The sequence below is a fragment of the Terrisporobacter mayombei genome (assembly GCF_020748465.1).
GTDB classification, from domain to species: Bacteria; Bacillota; Clostridia; order Peptostreptococcales; family Peptostreptococcaceae; genus Terrisporobacter; species Terrisporobacter mayombei.
Map to the genome: position 1 here is coordinate 1 of NZ_JAHZMP010000010.1, position 16,274 is coordinate 16,274.

19 protein-coding genes and 1 riboswitch are annotated in these 16,274 nt (G+C 30.2%); of the genes, 1 reads left to right on the plus strand and 18 read right to left on the minus strand.

Going from position 1 to position 16,274, the window contains the following annotated elements:
- Nucleotides 1-434: 434 nt before the first annotated feature.
- The 8 genes from cwlD to ribD all read right to left on the minus strand — a co-directional run bounded on the left by cwlD (nucleotide 435) and on the right by ribD (nucleotide 8,132).
- A complete protein-coding gene (cwlD, locus tag K0039_RS18425; protein ID WP_228106534.1) occupies nucleotides 435-1,148 on the minus strand; it encodes an N-acetylmuramoyl-L-alanine amidase CwlD in 714 nt (237 codons plus the stop codon).
- A 106-nt stretch (nucleotides 1,149-1,254) separates the two neighbouring features.
- Nucleotides 1,255-3,282 (minus strand): sensor histidine kinase, encoded by a 2,028-nt coding sequence (locus K0039_RS18430; protein WP_228106535.1) that lies wholly within the window; start codon nucleotides 3,280-3,282, stop codon nucleotides 1,255-1,257.
- Nucleotides 3,283-3,481: 199 nt separating this feature from the next.
- Nucleotides 3,482-4,183 (minus strand): response regulator transcription factor, encoded by a 702-nt coding sequence (locus tag K0039_RS18435; RefSeq protein WP_228106536.1) that lies wholly within the window; start codon nucleotides 4,181-4,183, stop codon nucleotides 3,482-3,484.
- A gap of 142 nt (nucleotides 4,184-4,325) precedes the next feature.
- The gene (locus K0039_RS18440) at nucleotides 4,326-4,538 is read right to left on the minus strand and encodes a hypothetical protein (protein WP_228106537.1); all 213 of its coding nucleotides are present in this window, start codon (nucleotides 4,536-4,538) and stop codon (nucleotides 4,326-4,328) included.
- 158 nt (nucleotides 4,539-4,696) lie between these two features.
- On the minus strand, nucleotides 4,697-5,164 hold the full coding sequence (gene ribH, locus K0039_RS18445; protein WP_228106538.1) for a 6,7-dimethyl-8-ribityllumazine synthase: 468 nt from the start codon (nucleotides 5,162-5,164) through the stop codon (nucleotides 4,697-4,699).
- Between the two features lie 21 nt (nucleotides 5,165-5,185).
- Entirely contained in the window at nucleotides 5,186-6,385 is a 1,200-nt protein-coding gene (locus K0039_RS18450; RefSeq protein WP_228106539.1) for a bifunctional 3,4-dihydroxy-2-butanone-4-phosphate synthase/GTP cyclohydrolase II, read from the minus strand.
- Nucleotides 6,386-6,396: 11 nt separating this feature from the next.
- Entirely contained in the window at nucleotides 6,397-7,044 is a 648-nt protein-coding gene (gene ribE / locus K0039_RS18455; protein ID WP_228106540.1) for a riboflavin synthase, read from the minus strand.
- Entirely contained in the window at nucleotides 7,029-8,132 is a 1,104-nt protein-coding gene (ribD, locus tag K0039_RS18460) for a bifunctional diaminohydroxyphosphoribosylaminopyrimidine deaminase/5-amino-6-(5-phosphoribosylamino)uracil reductase RibD (RefSeq protein ID WP_228106541.1), read from the minus strand. Before ribD ends, ribE begins: the two co-directional genes overlap by 16 nt.
- 181 nt (nucleotides 8,133-8,313) lie before the next feature.
- Nucleotides 8,314-8,430, minus strand: a riboswitch (FMN riboswitch).
- A 191-nt stretch (nucleotides 8,431-8,621) separates the two neighbouring features.
- Between ribD and rbr the strand changes: the two genes are divergently transcribed.
- Nucleotides 8,622-9,161, plus strand: a complete 540-nt coding sequence (gene rbr, locus K0039_RS18465; protein ID WP_265589530.1) for a rubrerythrin — start codon at nucleotides 8,622-8,624, stop codon at nucleotides 9,159-9,161.
- Between the two features lie 294 nt (nucleotides 9,162-9,455).
- On the opposite strand, the gene rpsI is transcribed toward rbr, so the two are convergent.
- From rpsI to rpsK, 10 genes are all read right to left on the minus strand, one after another.
- Entirely contained in the window at nucleotides 9,456-9,848 is a 393-nt protein-coding gene (gene rpsI, locus K0039_RS18470) for a 30S ribosomal protein S9 (RefSeq protein WP_228106542.1), read from the minus strand.
- Nucleotides 9,849-9,875: 27 nt separating this feature from the next.
- Entirely contained in the window at nucleotides 9,876-10,304 is a 429-nt protein-coding gene (gene rplM / locus K0039_RS18475) for a 50S ribosomal protein L13 (protein WP_039680319.1), read from the minus strand.
- Nucleotides 10,305-10,423: 119 nt separating this feature from the next.
- Entirely contained in the window at nucleotides 10,424-11,155 is a 732-nt protein-coding gene (gene truA, locus K0039_RS18480; protein ID WP_228106543.1) for a tRNA pseudouridine(38-40) synthase TruA, read from the minus strand.
- A gap of 12 nt (nucleotides 11,156-11,167) precedes the next feature.
- A complete protein-coding gene (locus K0039_RS18485) occupies nucleotides 11,168-11,965 on the minus strand; it encodes an energy-coupling factor transporter transmembrane component T family protein (protein WP_228106544.1) in 798 nt (265 codons plus the stop codon).
- A complete protein-coding gene (locus K0039_RS18490; protein ID WP_228106545.1) occupies nucleotides 11,959-12,825 on the minus strand; it encodes an energy-coupling factor transporter ATPase in 867 nt (288 codons plus the stop codon). The genes K0039_RS18485 and K0039_RS18490 overlap by 7 nt, the downstream gene beginning before the upstream one ends.
- Nucleotides 12,810-13,646 carry an energy-coupling factor transporter ATPase gene (locus K0039_RS18495; RefSeq protein WP_228106546.1) on the minus strand — a complete coding sequence of 279 codons (837 nt, stop codon included), beginning with the start codon at nucleotides 13,644-13,646 and terminating at the stop codon, nucleotides 12,810-12,812. Before K0039_RS18495 ends, K0039_RS18490 begins: the two co-directional genes overlap by 16 nt.
- 176 nt (nucleotides 13,647-13,822) lie before the next feature.
- Complete coding sequence (gene rplQ, locus K0039_RS18500; protein WP_018590396.1) at nucleotides 13,823-14,164, minus strand: 50S ribosomal protein L17; 342 nt, start codon at nucleotides 14,162-14,164, stop codon at nucleotides 13,823-13,825.
- A gap of 21 nt (nucleotides 14,165-14,185) precedes the next feature.
- Entirely contained in the window at nucleotides 14,186-15,133 is a 948-nt protein-coding gene (locus K0039_RS18505) for a DNA-directed RNA polymerase subunit alpha (RefSeq protein ID WP_103980648.1), read from the minus strand.
- 75 nt (nucleotides 15,134-15,208) lie between these two features.
- Entirely contained in the window at nucleotides 15,209-15,832 is a 624-nt protein-coding gene (rpsD, locus tag K0039_RS18510) for a 30S ribosomal protein S4 (protein ID WP_228106547.1), read from the minus strand.
- 15 nt (nucleotides 15,833-15,847) lie between these two features.
- Nucleotides 15,848-16,246, minus strand: coding sequence for a 30S ribosomal protein S11 (gene rpsK, locus K0039_RS18515; protein WP_018590393.1), 399 nt, complete (start codon nucleotides 16,244-16,246; stop codon nucleotides 15,848-15,850).
- Nucleotides 16,247-16,274 lie beyond the last annotated feature (28 nt).

The window sequence follows — 16,274 nt, forward strand, 5'->3', positions numbered from 1 at the left end:
CTAATCATTATCTGAATATCTGGCTTGGTTTGTTTGTTGTTTCAGTTTAATTCTTAAAGAATTAATTTATTGTTAACCTACTGTTTAATTTTCAAAGTTCTTTGCTTGTTTCAGCTTCTTTATTCTACCAAAGCTGTTTTTCTTTGTCAACTACTTTTTTAAGAAGTTTTCGTTGACGTTTTGTCCCTATCTCAAGGACAAGTATTACTTTACCACTTTAAATAAAATGCGTCAATACTTTTTACAAAACTTTTTTTATACATTTTAATTTTGTAAATACATAATGTACCCTAACCACAGTAATGCACTAATTATTTCACAATCTTATTATTTATATTTTTTTAATAATTATATAGCATTAAACATTAAAAGTTATAAAACCAAATAGGTTTTATAACTTTTAATATAAATATGTATTCTAATATCATTTAATTTTAGCTATTTTCACTAAAATATTTTTGAATTCCAACATAAATAGCCCATGCAATTTGATCTTGATACTCTTCATCATTTAATAACTTAGCTTCTTTATCATTAGAAAGGAATCCACACTCTATTAATGTAGAAGGTATCTCATTGTCTTTTATTAAATAAAGATCATTCCTTGGTTTTATTTGTCTATTATTTGTATTGTCTACTACTCTTTTTAGTTCACTTTGAATATAGGTTGCTAGTTCCTTGTCCTCTTCTTTACCTTCAGGATAAAACGTTTGTGCACCATAATACTTTGATTGTTCAAATTTATTAAGATGTATAGATACAAACATATCTGCTGAAGATTCATCAATTATTTTTTTTCTATTTCTTAGGTTTTCATTATATTTTTGTCTAATAGTTTTTCCTGCTTCTTCAGTATATAAACTTGTATCATCATTTCTTGTCAATATTACTGTTGCACCACTAGCTTCTATTAATTCTTTAACTTTCTTAGCTATTTTTAGATTAATGTCCTTTTCTTTTATTGATCGGTCATCTGTCATTGCGCCTGGATCTATGCCACCATGTCCTGCATCTACAATTATTGTTTTACTAGTTATTGGCATCAGTTTAATTACATCTTCCGATGCAGTTTTTATTTCTATTATTGATACTGTTATTAATGCCAATGATATTATTCCAAAGATTATTTTTTTACTTAATTTGCTCACATTATCACCCCATATATTTATATTGGGGTTTGTCTTGATTTATTACTTTATTTCAATTAAAAAGGGACATACTATAAAAGTACATCCCTACATATTTAAATTTAACTTATCTTATTATATCGAACTCAACTATAGACTTAAACAAATCTCCGTCTATATCTATGGAGAAAGTTCCTCCTTGTAAGTTGACTAGATCTCTAGCTATAGCAAGTCCTAATCCACTACCTTCTGTATTTCTAGAGTCATCAGCTCTTTTAAACCTTTCCATTATTTCTTCTGGGTCAAAATTCAATTCATAAGAAGATATATTCTTCATAGTTAATTTAACTTTGCTATCTTCTTCAATTATATCTATATATACCCTTGTGTTTGGTAAAGAATACTTAGATATATTGATTAATAAATTTTCAAGAACTCTATATAATCTTCGTCCATCTGCTCTTACATAAGCTTTATCTTCTGGTATACTTATTTTTAAATCTAAGTTAGCTTCTGATAATTTTTCTTCCATCTCTCCAATAGATTGTCTTAGTAATTGAATAAGATCTATTTTTTCCATATTTAATTCTATATTCCCACTACTAGCTTTACTAGCTTCAAACAAATCTTCTATTAGTATTTTTAGTCTTCTTGATTTTGAATCTAGTACATTTACGTAGTCTTTTAAATACTCTGGACTAATATTTTCTTCTTTTTTTATTAATTCCACATAATTTATTATGGAAGTTAGTGGAGTCTTTAAATCATGAGATACGTTTGTAATAAGTTCTGATTTCATTCTCTCACTTTTTAGTTGATTATCTATGGCTTTATCTAGCCCATCTCTTATGTTGTTTATATTATCCGCTAAAGTTGTAAAGTTGTCTTCACCTATTAACTTTAACTTATGATGAATATCTCCATTTTTTATCCTTTGAGTACCATCCATTATATAAGATAGATACCATAACTTTTTTAATACATAATAAGATAATCCACCTATTGTTAAAGCAGATGATATAATCGCAATAAAAGGATTATAGCTGTCTATTGCAATTATCATTAAAAATAAATTAACTACTATACATACTATCGTTAGTCCTACTATCCTCTTTGATAGAGGCATACTTATTGTGAGCTTTGATGTATTCACTAATATTTTTTTAGAAAAGTTAAATACTCTATAAACAAAAGTTGTTTTGAAGAAGTCTAACTTGTTGTCATAGCTATTTATTTGCTTGTTAAATATATAAAGTACAGTACAAATAAATCCTATACCTAAAAAGCTAAATATAAAACTACTAAGCATATCATAATAATAATCAACACTTTGCATTAAAAATACTACTGCCCATATTAACCCTAATATATATAATTCTAAAGGTACAAGTTTACTAAGTTTTAACCAGAAACTATCTTTATCAAATAGCTCAGCTTTGCTTCTTTTATATAAGAATGTAGATATTATTCCTAGTATTAATGAGCTACCTAAAGTTGCTAGTATTATTTGAACAGATACTATATCTCTATTAAAATCACTTTTAGCTTCACATATTTTGTCATGAATACCCGAAGCATGTTCAAAATTTTCAGGTATGGACATATATATATCGCCATTTCTTAATTGCATAACTGATCCTAACTCATTATTCACATTTGAATCTTTATATTCATTGTTATTGAATGTTTTAGAATAGCTAACATTATGATCTTTAGATAATATTTTTACATCACATTCTACCTTATATTTATTTTGAAATTCTTTTGCTGTCTTACTATCTGTATTTGTGTAAATCTCATTTGTATCTTTGTTTATAATAAAATAATTAAGATTTGAAGTTCCTTTTAATTCTTTTCTAGAATACTTTCTCGTCTCTTCTATATTATTCTTATCTTCCTTAGAGGAGTCTTTATCTACACCTACCACACTACCGCTTGTAATGGATGTCAAATAACTCATTAAGTTATTATCAAAAGCCCTACTCTTATAAAATTCTTCTTCTATGCCAAACTGATTTTTATGCATATAACTTGTAAGTACACCTGCACCTCTACCAATCACACTAATTGTCGTTGGTATCATAGATAAAAATGCTGATATGCATACAAATATGATTATTAAGTTAATAAACTTAAACCCTTTGTTTCCTTTCATATAATCTCCTTTTTTTGTTTAAAATCTTAATGCTTTATATAATATGTAGTTTAAAATAAATATAATTACTGTATCTATAAATATATTCATGCCACCATAATTAAAACATATTATAATTCCTATTATCTGAGTTATGGCAAACATTAGTAGTATAAATATAAAATTAAACATTAAGCTTCTTTCCCTAAATACTTTCCCATTATAGTTTTTCAATTTTGTATCCCACTCCCCATACTACTTTTAAATATCTTGGTTCTTTTGGATTTATCTCAATTTTTTCTCTTATTCTTCTAATATGAACTGCTACTGTATTTTCTACATTAAAACTTTCTTCATTCCATACTTTCTCATATATTTCATCTATGGAAAACACTCTTCCTTTATTGGCAAGAAGTAAGTTTAATATTTTAAACTCTATAGGGGTTACTTTTACTATTTGTCCATCTACTTTTACTTCTTTTGTACACGTATTTAACTCTAAGCTACCACTACTTAATACCTCTTTATTATTTGTGTTATCATTATTATAAGTTCCTAATGCCACATATCTTCTTAAGTTAGATTTCACTCTAGCTATAAGTTCTAATAAGTTAAATGGCTTTGTTATATAGTCATCCGCTCCTATATTAAGTCCCATTATTTTATCTGTATCTTCACTCTTTGCTGAAACTAATATAATTGGTATATTTTTTTCTTCTCTTATTTTTATTGTTGCTTTTATTCCATCTAATTTCGGCATCATTATGTCCATAAGTATTAGGTGCACATCTTTGTTCACTAGTACATCTAAAGCTTCTATTCCGTTATACGCTTTATATACGTTATAACCTTCATTTCTTAAAAATATCTCTATTGATTCAACTATTTCTTTATCATCATCCACTACTAATATATTGTACATTTGCCTCATCTCCTTTATACAATTCATTATCACTTGTATTATACACTAGAATCACATCCTTTTATAACTTTCAGACTTTTTAATATATTTTTAGATTCATATGTATAAATTATAAGACCTGAAAGTGTGCATAATGAATTTACTAAAAGGTCATCAATTTCCGCATATCTTCCACCTTTAACAATGCTATTGTATATATGCTTAACAATATTGCAGAAATAATTTGTCTTACTTTAAATTCTTTTCTTTTATTAGTTAGATACAGCACTCCTAAAATTATTAAATATATCATTGCTCCTATAATTATACTTCTATTTACTGTACATAATCCTACCCATATGTATTGAATAAGCATATTAATCTTCACCCCCTATATTCCTTTATACAATTCTTTTTTTACTATACTAATATAATAGAATACAATTCTTACATAATAGTCACTCTATTTCTTAAGGAATTCTTACAAAAAAACTCACAGCAAAATGCCATGAGTTTATAATTTATTAATATTTACTAAGCTTCTATTTGTCTTATTAAATTTACCATTTCTATGGCACCTACAGCACAATCAAATCCTTTATTTCCTGCTTTGGTTCCTGCACGCTCTATTGCTTGTTCTATATTTTCTGTAGTTATAACTCCAAACATTACTGGTATATCGCTACTTAATGATACATGAGCAATTCCTTTTGACATTTCGCTGCATACATAGTCATAGTGAGTTGTGTTTCCACGAATTACTGCTCCTAAGCATATTATCGCATCATATTTATTAATTTTTGCCATTTTTGATGCTATTAGAGGTATTTCAAATGCTCCTGGTACCCATGCAACTTCTATATTATCTTCATCTACATCATGACGCTTTAAAGCATCTACTGCTCCACCTAATAATTTAGACGTTATAAATTCATTGAAACGAGCTGCTACTATCCCTATTTTTATATCCTTTGATACTAATTTTCCTTCATATAATTTCATATTTCCTACCTCCTTTTATAATTAATAATTTAAAATATGCCCCATTTTTTCTTGCTTTGTTTTTAAATAAAATATATCATTCATAGTTGGATTCATTTGTATTGGCACTCTTTCTACAATTTCCATGCCAAACCCTGATAGGCCATATATTTTTTCAGGATTATTTGTAAGTAGTCTTAATGTTTTTGATCCTAAGTCTCTTAGTATCTGAGCTCCTATGAAGTATTCTCTCATATCCCCTTCAAATCCAAGAGCTAAATTAGCTTCTAAAGTATCCATACCTTGATCTTGTAATTCATAAGCACGGAGTTTATTTATAAGGCCTATGCCACGTCCCTCTTGTCTCATATAAAGAAGTATTCCTCTTCCTTCTTCTTCTATTTGTCTCATGGCAGCAGCAAATTGCTCCCCACAGTCACATCTTTGTGAACCAAAGGCATCTCCTGTTAAGCACTCTGAATGTACACGACACAATATATCTTTCCCATCACCTACATCACCTTTTACTAAGGCAACGTGATGTTCTCCATTTAATTTATTTATATATCCATATGCTCTAAAATCTCCATAAGCTGTTGGCATTTTTGTATTAGCTACACACTCTACAAGATTGTCATGCTTTTTTCTATAATCTTGCAAATCTTTTATTGTTATAAATTTTAGATTCCATTTTTTAGATAACTCTATTAATTCTGATGTGCGCATCATAGTTCCATCATCTTTCATGATTTCGCAACATAATCCACATTCTTTAAGTCCTGCTAATTTCATTAAATCAACAGTAGCTTCCGTATGTCCATTACGCTCTAGTACTCCATTTTTCTTTGCCAAAAGTGGAAACATATGACCTGGCCTACGAAAATCTTCTGGTTTAGAATTCTCATCCACACATTTCATAGCTGTTATACTTCTTTCAACTGCAGATATTCCTGTAGTTGTATTCACATGATCTATTGATACTGTAAAAGCAGTACTATGATTGTCTGTATTATTGGATACCATTTGAGTAAGTTGTAATTTATCACAAATTTCTTTACTCATAGGCATACATATAAGGCCTTTGGCATGAGTAGCCATAAAATTCACATTTTCTGTTGTTGCAAATTCAGCTGCACATATTAAGTCGCCTTCATTTTCTCTGTCTTCGTCATCAGTAACAATTATAATTTTTCCTTCTCGAAGATCTTGTAAACCTTCTTCTATTGTATTAAACTTAAACATTTTTCTCCCTCCTAAAAACCATTCTTTATTAATAAATCCATTGTTATATTACTTTCACCTTTTTTGCTTTTTTCAAAAGTTATTAACTTTTCCACATACTTACCTATAACATCATTCTCGATATTCACAATATCCCCAACTAACCTGTGGGAAAGTATAGTTTCCTGTGCTGTATGTGGGATAATAGATACACTAAATTTTTTTTCATTTACTTTTGCAACAGTTAAACTTATTCCATCTATGGCAATAGAACCTTTTTCTACTATATACTTTATTAAGTTCTCTTCAACTGTCATTGTGTACCAAATTGCATTGTCGTCTTTTTCAATTTTTACTATTTTACCTGTGCCATCAATATGACCCGACACAATATGTCCTCCAAGCCTACCATTTACAGACATGGCCCTTTCTAAATTTACATAACTTCCATTTTTCAGGTTTTTCAATGAAGACCTGTTTAAAGTTTCATTCATTACATCGGCTGTAAAAGTTTCATTGCTAAATGTAGTTACAGTAAGGCATACACCGTTGACAGAAATACTATCCCCTATATGAATATCTTCAAATATTTTTTCCCCTTGTATAGTAAGAATAGAAGATTTATTATTTCTTTTTACATTCTCTATTATTCCTATTTCCTCTATTATTCCTGTAAACATTGATATACCACCTCACTTTCTATTAATACATCTTCATCTATTTTTATTACTTTTGTATTTTTTAAATAAAATGAATTCTGAGGATTATCCACACCTATTCCTGCTACTGGAGACTTAGCATTTATACCTCCAAATATTTTCGGTGCAATATAGGCTTGAACTTTATTAACTATCCCATGATTTAAAGCTGACCAATTTAAAGTTCCTCCACCTTCCAAAAGAATACTATTGATTTCTTTTTGTCCTAATATAAACATTAATTCTTTCAAATCAATATGCTCATTTTTTTTAGGTACAACTATAATCCTACAACCTTTATCTGTGTATGCTTTTTGTTTATCCTTATCACCTTCGCTTGTTGCTATTATTGTGGGTATCTCATGAGCTGTACTTACTACCTTACTGTCAATAGGCGTCCTTAGATTAGTGTCACATATTATTCTTGTAGGGTTTTTACTATTATCTAATCTACAGTTAAGTATAGGATCATCTATCAATACAGTTCCTACTCCAACCATTATTCCACTATATTTATGTCTATCTTCATGTACTTTTTTTCTCGAAACTTCTCCTGTTATCCATTTAGACTGATTAGTATAAGTTGCAATTTTACCATCCATTGTCATTGCATACTTCATTACAACATAAGGTGTTTTTGTTTTTATGTAATGAAAAAAGACTTCATTTAGATCATCACATTCTGTTTTTAAAAGTCCTTCTACAACTTCCACTCCATTATTTCGAAGTTCTTCTATTCCTTTTCCTCCTACTAATGGATTTGAATCTGATGACCCTATAACAACTTTGCTTATACCAGCTTCTATAATCGCTTGTGTACATGGTGGTGTTTTCCCATAATGACAACAAGGTTCTAATGTTACATATATAGTGGCTCCTTTGGGTGATTTTTTACAATTTTTAATTGCATTTCGTTCCCCATGAAACATGCCATAAGCTTGGTGATATCCTTGACCTATTATTTCATTATCTTTTACAATAACAGCACCAACCATAGGGTTCGGATTTACAAACCCACAGCCTTTTTTAGCAAGTTCCAAGGCTATTTGCATATATTTTTTATCAATCATAGTTCACCTCCAATAAAATTCCTACAAATACAAAAAGCCTCGAACAATATATTCAAGGCAGAAATTCTATAAATCGATTAATCTAATAATATATTTTTATTCTAAATTAAAAAACTCTGAAATGATAAATTCATTCCAGAGCATATAATTCAAATTAATAAAAATTAAATTAGATTAATTATCCTATCTTCTTTCATCCAGACTTTACTGTCGGCTTCGGAATCACACCGAATCATGCCATAATGGCTCGTGGGCTATAACCACCGGTAGGGAATTTCACCCTGCCCTGAAGATTTTATTCAATTAAGATAATCATAATTTAATATACTTAACTTGTCAATTATATTTTTATTTTACTTAGAAACAATACATTTAGAAAGAATACATTTTCATGTTTGATTTTACCATTTTATGGTATAAATGTAATATAAATAAAAATAAATATTGATCATATAGATTAAATTTGCTAAATCAAGGGAGGAAATAATTATGGAATTAAAGGGAAGTAAAACCGAGAAAAATTTATTATCTGCTTTTGCAGGAGAAGCTCAAGCAAGAACTAAGTATACTTATTATGCTTCTAAAGCAAAAAAAGAAGGATATAATCAAATAGCTGATATATTCGAAGAAACTGCAAATAACGAAAAAGAACACGCTAAAATATGGTTCAAACTTTTACACGACGGTATGCCATCAACTCCAGAAAACTTAAAGGATGCTGCTTCAGGGGAAAATTATGAATGGACTGACATGTACGCTACTTTTGCTAAAGAGGCTAAAGAAGAAGGCTTCGATAAAATAGCATATTTATTTGAAGCTGTTGGAGAAATTGAAAAAGAACACGAAGAAAGATACCGTAAACTTCTTGAAAACTTAGAAAACGGAACTATATTTGAAAAAGACGGTGAAGTTTATTGGCATTGCCAAAACTGTGGACATATACATAAAGGTAAGGTAGCTCCTAAGGTATGTCCTGTTTGTAATCATCCACAATCATACTTCCAAGTTAGAGCAGAAAACTATAAATAAGCGAGTAATTTATCTCAAGTAGATAATCCCAATACCCAATATTAAGCTAGGCTAACAACTTATAGTTGTTAGCCCTTTTTTATACTCTTAAATTTTACACTCCCACATCGTAGTTTTATACAGTGTGTTTATTAATCATCTAATTGAATACATTTTTTTACCTTTTATTAAATGTTTCTTTATTTCCTGAGAAATTATTAGTTGAAATTTATAATAAAAAAAGATGTATTCCAACATATTGTTGAAATACATCTTGTATATACAATTTGAAAAATTTCCAATATTGAATAAAAACTATCTTTTTGAGAACTGAGGCGCTCTTCTTGCAGCTTTTAAACCATATTTCTTTCTTTCTTTCATTCTTGCATCTCTAGTTAAGAATCCTTCTTTCTTTAAGTCTCCTCTTAACTCAGCATCAGCTTTTAATAAAGCTCTTGATATACCGTGTCTTATAGCTCCAGCTTGTCCAGTGAATCCTCCACCTTCAACTTTTACTATTACATCGTATTTATTTTCATTATTAGTTAAAACTAATGGTTGTTTAACATCTCTTATTAATGTTTCGTAGTTGAAGTATTCTTCAACATTTCTTCCATTAACTACTATATTTCCTTCACCTGCAACTAATCTAACTCTAGCTACAGAGCTTTTTCTTCTTCCTGTTCCGTAGAATTGAACTTTTTCCATGATAACTCCTCCTTTCACCTATTAATCCTATACGTTTAATTCAACTGGGTTTTGAGCCGCATGTGTATGCTCAGCACCTGCGAATACTCTTAATCTAGTCATCATTCTGCTTCTTAATTTATTTTTTGGTAACATTCCGCTAACAGCATGTGCTACTACTTCTTCTGGTTTTTTATCCATCATTTCTCTGTAAGTTATTTCTTTTAATCCACCTACATAACCAGTGTGGTATCTATATAATTTTTGATCTAATTTCTTTCCTGTTAAAACTACTTTTGCTGCGTTTACAACAACAACAAAATCTCCACCGTCTACGTGTGGTGTAAATGTTGGTTTATGTTTTCCTCTTAATATAGTTGCTATTTCTGTAGCAAGACGACCTAATGTTTTTCCTTCAGCATCAACTACGTACCAGTTTCTTTGTACGTCAGCTGGTTTAGCTATATAACTTTTCATGGTTGTCCCTCCTTAATTTTCATAATTTTTTTATCTACCGTATATATAAAGTCCGGGGCAATGTGGACTTACTAGCACACTCTTATTCATTTTAATACAATGACCCTGGTGTGTCAAGTTTAATAATGAACTTTTTTAAGAAATAATCCGTGTGCAGGCGCGGTATGACCTGCTTCTCCCCTATCTTGCGAAGCAATTATTTCTTCCATCGATTTATCTATTCTTCCTCTGCCTATATCCACCAACGTTCCTACTATAATTCTCACCATATTATATAAGAATCCATTACCCTCCACTTCTAAAGCAATTAAGTCTCCACTATTCTCAATTGAAATATTATGTATGGTTCTAACTGTATCTTTCACTGATGATCCCGAACTCATAAATCCTTTAAAATCATGTGTCCCAAGTAGTAATTTAGCTTCTGAGCGCATTTTTTCTATATCAAGTTCATATCTAACATGATACGATGTATCCTTGTATAGTGGGCTTCTATAAGGCTTATTATATATTAAATATCTATATATTTTCCCTGTTGCACTGTATCTAGAATGAAAATCATCAGATACTTCTTGGCAGTCAATTATAGATATATCCTTTGGCAACTTTGCATTTAATGCATCAGGAATTTTAGCTACTGGTATGCTTGAGTTTGTCTTAAAATTAGCAACTTGACCTAAAGCATGAACACCAGCATCTGTTCTTCCAGATCCTGTTATATTTACTTTTTCTTTTGTTATTTCATAGATGGCATATTCTACTGTACCCTGTATACCAGAAGAGTTAGGCTGTTTTTGCCAACCACAATATTTTGTGCCATCATATTGTATAGTAAGTTTTAAATTTCTCATTTACTTCCTCATTTATATGAATTTAGTTACTATTATGATTGCCAAAAATACAACTTGTAAAACATAGGCTATATAATCAGCTTTTGTAATTTTGGCTTCTTTCATTTTAGTTCTATTATATCCACCTCTATAACATCTAGCTTCCATAGCCATTGCTAATTCATCAGCTCTTCTGAAAGCACTAACAAATAATGGCACTAGCAATGGTACTAAATTTTTAGCTCTATTTATTATATTGCTACTTTCAAAGTCAGCACCTCTAGACATTTGTGCTTTCATAATTTTGTCAGTTTCATCTAATAATGTAGGTATAAATCTAAGAGCAATTGTCATCATCATCGCTAGCTCATGAACAGGCATTCCTATTTTCTTTAAAGGATTTAACATTCTTTCTATACCATCTGTAAGTTGTATAGGAGAAGTCGTTAAAGTAAGTAATGATGTACCAACAACTAAAAATACTAATCTTATAGACATAAAAATAGCCTGTCTTATTCCCTCTTTAGTTAGAGTTAAGAAACCAAACTTCCAAATTACCTCACCAGGTAAAAAGAATATATTTATAACAAATGTAAATAGAATTATCCATCTAAGTGGTTTTATACCTTTTATAATGTATTTAAGAGGTATTTGAGACATTTTTATTACTGCAACTAATGCTGCAGTCACTAATAAATATGGCCAAAATTTATTTATTACAAATAAAGATACCATGAACACTATTGTTGCAATAAGCTTTGTTGTTGAATCTAACTTATGAATACAAGAATTTGCAGGATAATATTGACCTATGGTTATATCTTTTAACATTTCTTTCTTCCTTTCATAAAGTTTAGTATTTCTTCTTTTATTTCTTCTATTGTTAAGACATCAGTTTTTATATCAAAACCTTTATCCTTTAATTTTATAGCTAATTCTAAAACTTGAGGTACATCTAATCCTATTTCTTTAAGTCTTGACGCATGATTATTAAAGATTTGTCTAGGTGTTCCCATAAATTCAATTTTACCATGATTCATAACTATTATAGTTTTAGCTATCTTAGCCATATCGTCCATACTATGAGAAGATAGTATTATAGTCATATTGCTTTCTTCATGTAATCTTTTTATTAAAGCAAATATTTCATCTCTTCCTCCTGGATCCAATCCAGCAGTAGGTTCATCTAGTATTAATAATTCTGGGTTCATCGCTATAACTCCAGCTATTGCCACTCTACGCTTTTGGCCACCTGATAAGTCAAAAGGTGATTTATCTTTATATTCATCATAATCAAGCCCTACAGCTCTCATAGATTCTTTTACCCTAATAGATATTTCTTCCTGGCTTAAATTCAAATTAGAAGGCCCAAAAGCTATATCTTTTTCAACTGTTTCTTCAAAAAGCTGATACTCAGGATATTGGAATACTATGCCTACTCTTTTTCTAATTTCAGTCAGGTTTTGATTTTCTCCAGTTATATTAAACTCATTTATGAAAATTTCTCCTGATGATGGTTTAATAAGGCCATTTAAGTGTTGTATAAGAGTAGATTTACCTGATCCTGTATGACCAATTAAACCTACAAAATCTCTATCTTTTATTTCAAATGATATATCATCTATTGCTTTACTAGCAAAAGGCATACCTTCATCATATATATAAGTTAAGTTTTTTACAATAATTGACATAATTTCACCACCATCTCATCTACTGTTAATACATCATCGTTAATATCTATTCCTTCTTCTTTTAAAGAAGTGGCTAGTTCTGTCATATAAGGAACATCTAAACCTATTTTCTTAAGCTTTTCTATGTTTCTAAATACTTCTTTTGGTGTTCCTTCTAATACTTTTCTTCCTTTATCCATAACTATAACTCTATCAGCATCTACAGCCTCTTCCATGTAGTGAGTTATATGTAATACTGTAATGTTTTCTTCTTTGTTAAGTTTCTCTATTACATTCATAACTTCTTTTCTACCTGACGGATCAAGCATTGCTGTAGCCTCATCAAAAATTATACATTTAGGTCTCATAGCAATTATACCTGCTATGGCAACTCTCTGCTTTTGTCCTCCAGATAACAAGTGTGGCTGTCTATCTTTTAATTCCGAAATTCCCACACTTTCAAGAGCATCTTTAACTCTTTCTCTAATTGTTTTTGGCTCTATACCTAAATTTTCCGGTCCAAATGCCACATCTTCTTCTACTATAGTTGCAACTATTTGGTTATCCGGGTTTTGGAATACCATACCTGCAGTCTGTCTTATATCCCATAGCTTTTCTTCATCTTTTGTATCATTTCCATCTATTAATATATTACCTTCTGTTGGCATCAAAATAGCATTTAAGTTTTTAGATAAAGTTGATTTTCCCGAACCATTATGTCCAATAATAGCCACGAATTCACCTTGTTTAACATTCAAACTTAAATTATCTATAGCTTTAAAACTAGATTCTTCAGTTATATATTCATATGAAATATTGTTAACGTTTATAATATTATTCATTTATTCTACTCCTTCTTTAAAGTAGTAATTTAAAATTTGTATCTTAATATTATATCACAGTTCTAATTAAAAAATAATTCCTTTGATTATATAATCTTTTTTAATTAATATTATTTGCATAAAAAAAAGATTAAGCCCATCAAACTTAATCTTTTTTCATATATTTTAACTATTTACTAAACTAATTCAATAAATGCCATTTCAGCTGCATCGCCTCTTCTTGGCCCTTTTTTTATTATTCTAGTATATCCACCATTTCTCTCAGCATATTTTGGAGCTATATCAGTGAATAAGTTGTTAACTACTGTTTCATCCATAACGTAAGCTAAAACTTGTCTTCTAGCATGAAGATCTCCTCTTTTAGCAAGAGTTATCATCTTTTCAGCCATTCTACGAGTTTCTTTTGCTCTTGTTACTGTAGTTTCTATTCTACCACATCTTAGTAAGTCAGTTACTAAGTTTCTTAACATAAGGTTTCTGTGTGATGTCACACGTCCTAATTTACGGTAATTAGCCACGCCAATCCCTCCTTTGCTCGCTTATTCTTCGCTAGGTTTAAGTCCTAATCCTAATTCTTCAAGTTTTTGAATAACTTCTTCAAGTGATTTTTTACCAAGGTTTCTAACCTTCATCATATCATCTTCTGATTTATTAGCTAATTCTTCAACTGTATTAATTCCCGCTCTCTTTAAACAGTTGTAAGATCTAACTGATAAATCAAGCTCTTCAATAGTCATTTCAAGAACTTTTTCTTTTTGATCTTCTTCTTTTTCTACCATTATTTCAACGTTGCTTACATGCTCAGTTAAGTCAATGAATAGATTTAAATGCTCAACTAATACTTTAGCTGCAAGAGATATACCCTCTTGAGGATTAATGCTTCCATTAGTCCATACTTCAAGTGTTAATTTATCATAATCTGATTTTTGACCAACTCTTGTGTTTTCTACATGGTAGCTAACTTTTTGTACGGGAGTGTATATTGAGTCTACAGGTAAAACACCTATAGGCATATTTTCAGTCTTGTTTTCCTCGGCCGGAACATATCCTCTACCTTTGTCAATGTTTATTTCCATATTAAATTTAGCATTATCATCTAAAGTAGCGATTAATAAGTCTTTATTTAATATTTCTACATCTGGTGGGCAGATTATGTCTGCTCCTGTTACAGTACAAGGTCCTTGAGCCTGAATTTTAAGAGTTCTACTTCCTTCACCATCTATAGTTGCAGAAAGTTCTTTTAAAGTTAATATTATTTCAGTAACATCTTCTTTAACTCCTGGTACTGTTGAGAATTCATGAAGAACACCATCTATTCTTATCGAATTCACTGCTACACCAGGTAAAGAAGATAATAATATTCTTCTTAGAGCATTCCCTATAGTAGTTCCGTATCCTCTTTCTAAAGGTTCAATGACAAACTTTCCATATCTATAATCTTCACCAAGTTCTACAATGTCTACTTTTGGTTTTTCTATTTCTATCATGGACAAAACCCTCCTTCAAATTTATTAATCCACTGAGGGTAAACACCTCTAAAGAAAAACTTTAGAAGATGCTTATTATTTAGAATAAAGCTCTATGATTAAGTGTTCAGCTATTTCAAGATCTATATCTTCTCTGTTTGGAAGAGCAGTTACAGTCGCAGTCATATTTTCTACGTTTGCATCTATCCATCTTGGAGCTACTTTTGTATTTGCTTCTACTATACCTTTGAATTTAGCAGATGATTTAGAAGTTTCTTTAACTCCTATAACATCTCCAACTTTTACAGTTATTGAAGGTATATCAACTTTTTTACCATTTAAAGTAAAGTGTGCATGAGTTAATAATTGTCTAGCTTCTTTTCTAGAGTTAGCTAATCCCATTCTGTAAACAACATTATCTAATCTTCTTTCTAATAAGCTTAATAAGTTTTCACCAGTTTTACCTGACATTTTCTCAGCACGTTCGTACATGTTTCTGAATTGAGTTTCTAAAACTCCGTATATTCTCTTAACTTTTTGTTTTTCTCTTAATTGTAAACCATAGTTAGAAACTTTCTTTCTCCCTTGTCCATGTTGTCCTGGAGCATAGTTTCTTTTAACTATAGCACATTTATCTGTATAACATCTATCACCTTTAAGGAATAATTTCATTCCTTCTCTACGGCATTGTCTGCATGATGCACCAGTATATCTTGCCATAATTACACCTCCTAATTATACTCTTCTTCTTTTTGGTGGTCTACATCCGTTATGTGGGATTGGAGTAACATCTTTTATCATTGTTACTTCTAGTCCAGTAGCTTGTAAAGCTCTTATAGCAGCTTCTCTTCCTGAACCTGGTCCTTTTACGAATACTTCAACACTTTTTAAACCGTGTTCCATTGCAGCTTTAGCAGCAGTTTCTGCAGCCATTTGAGAAGCAAATGGAGTTGATTTTCTTGATCCTTTGAATCCTAATTGTCCTGAAGATGCCCATGATATAGCATTTCCATGAACGTCAGTTAAAGTAATTATAGTGTTGTTAAAAGTTGATTGTATATGTGCATGACCACGATCTATGTTTTTACGTTCTCTTCTTCTTACACGAGTAACTTTCTTTTTTTGTTTAGCCATTGTTCGATTTCCCTCCTATCCTAATTTA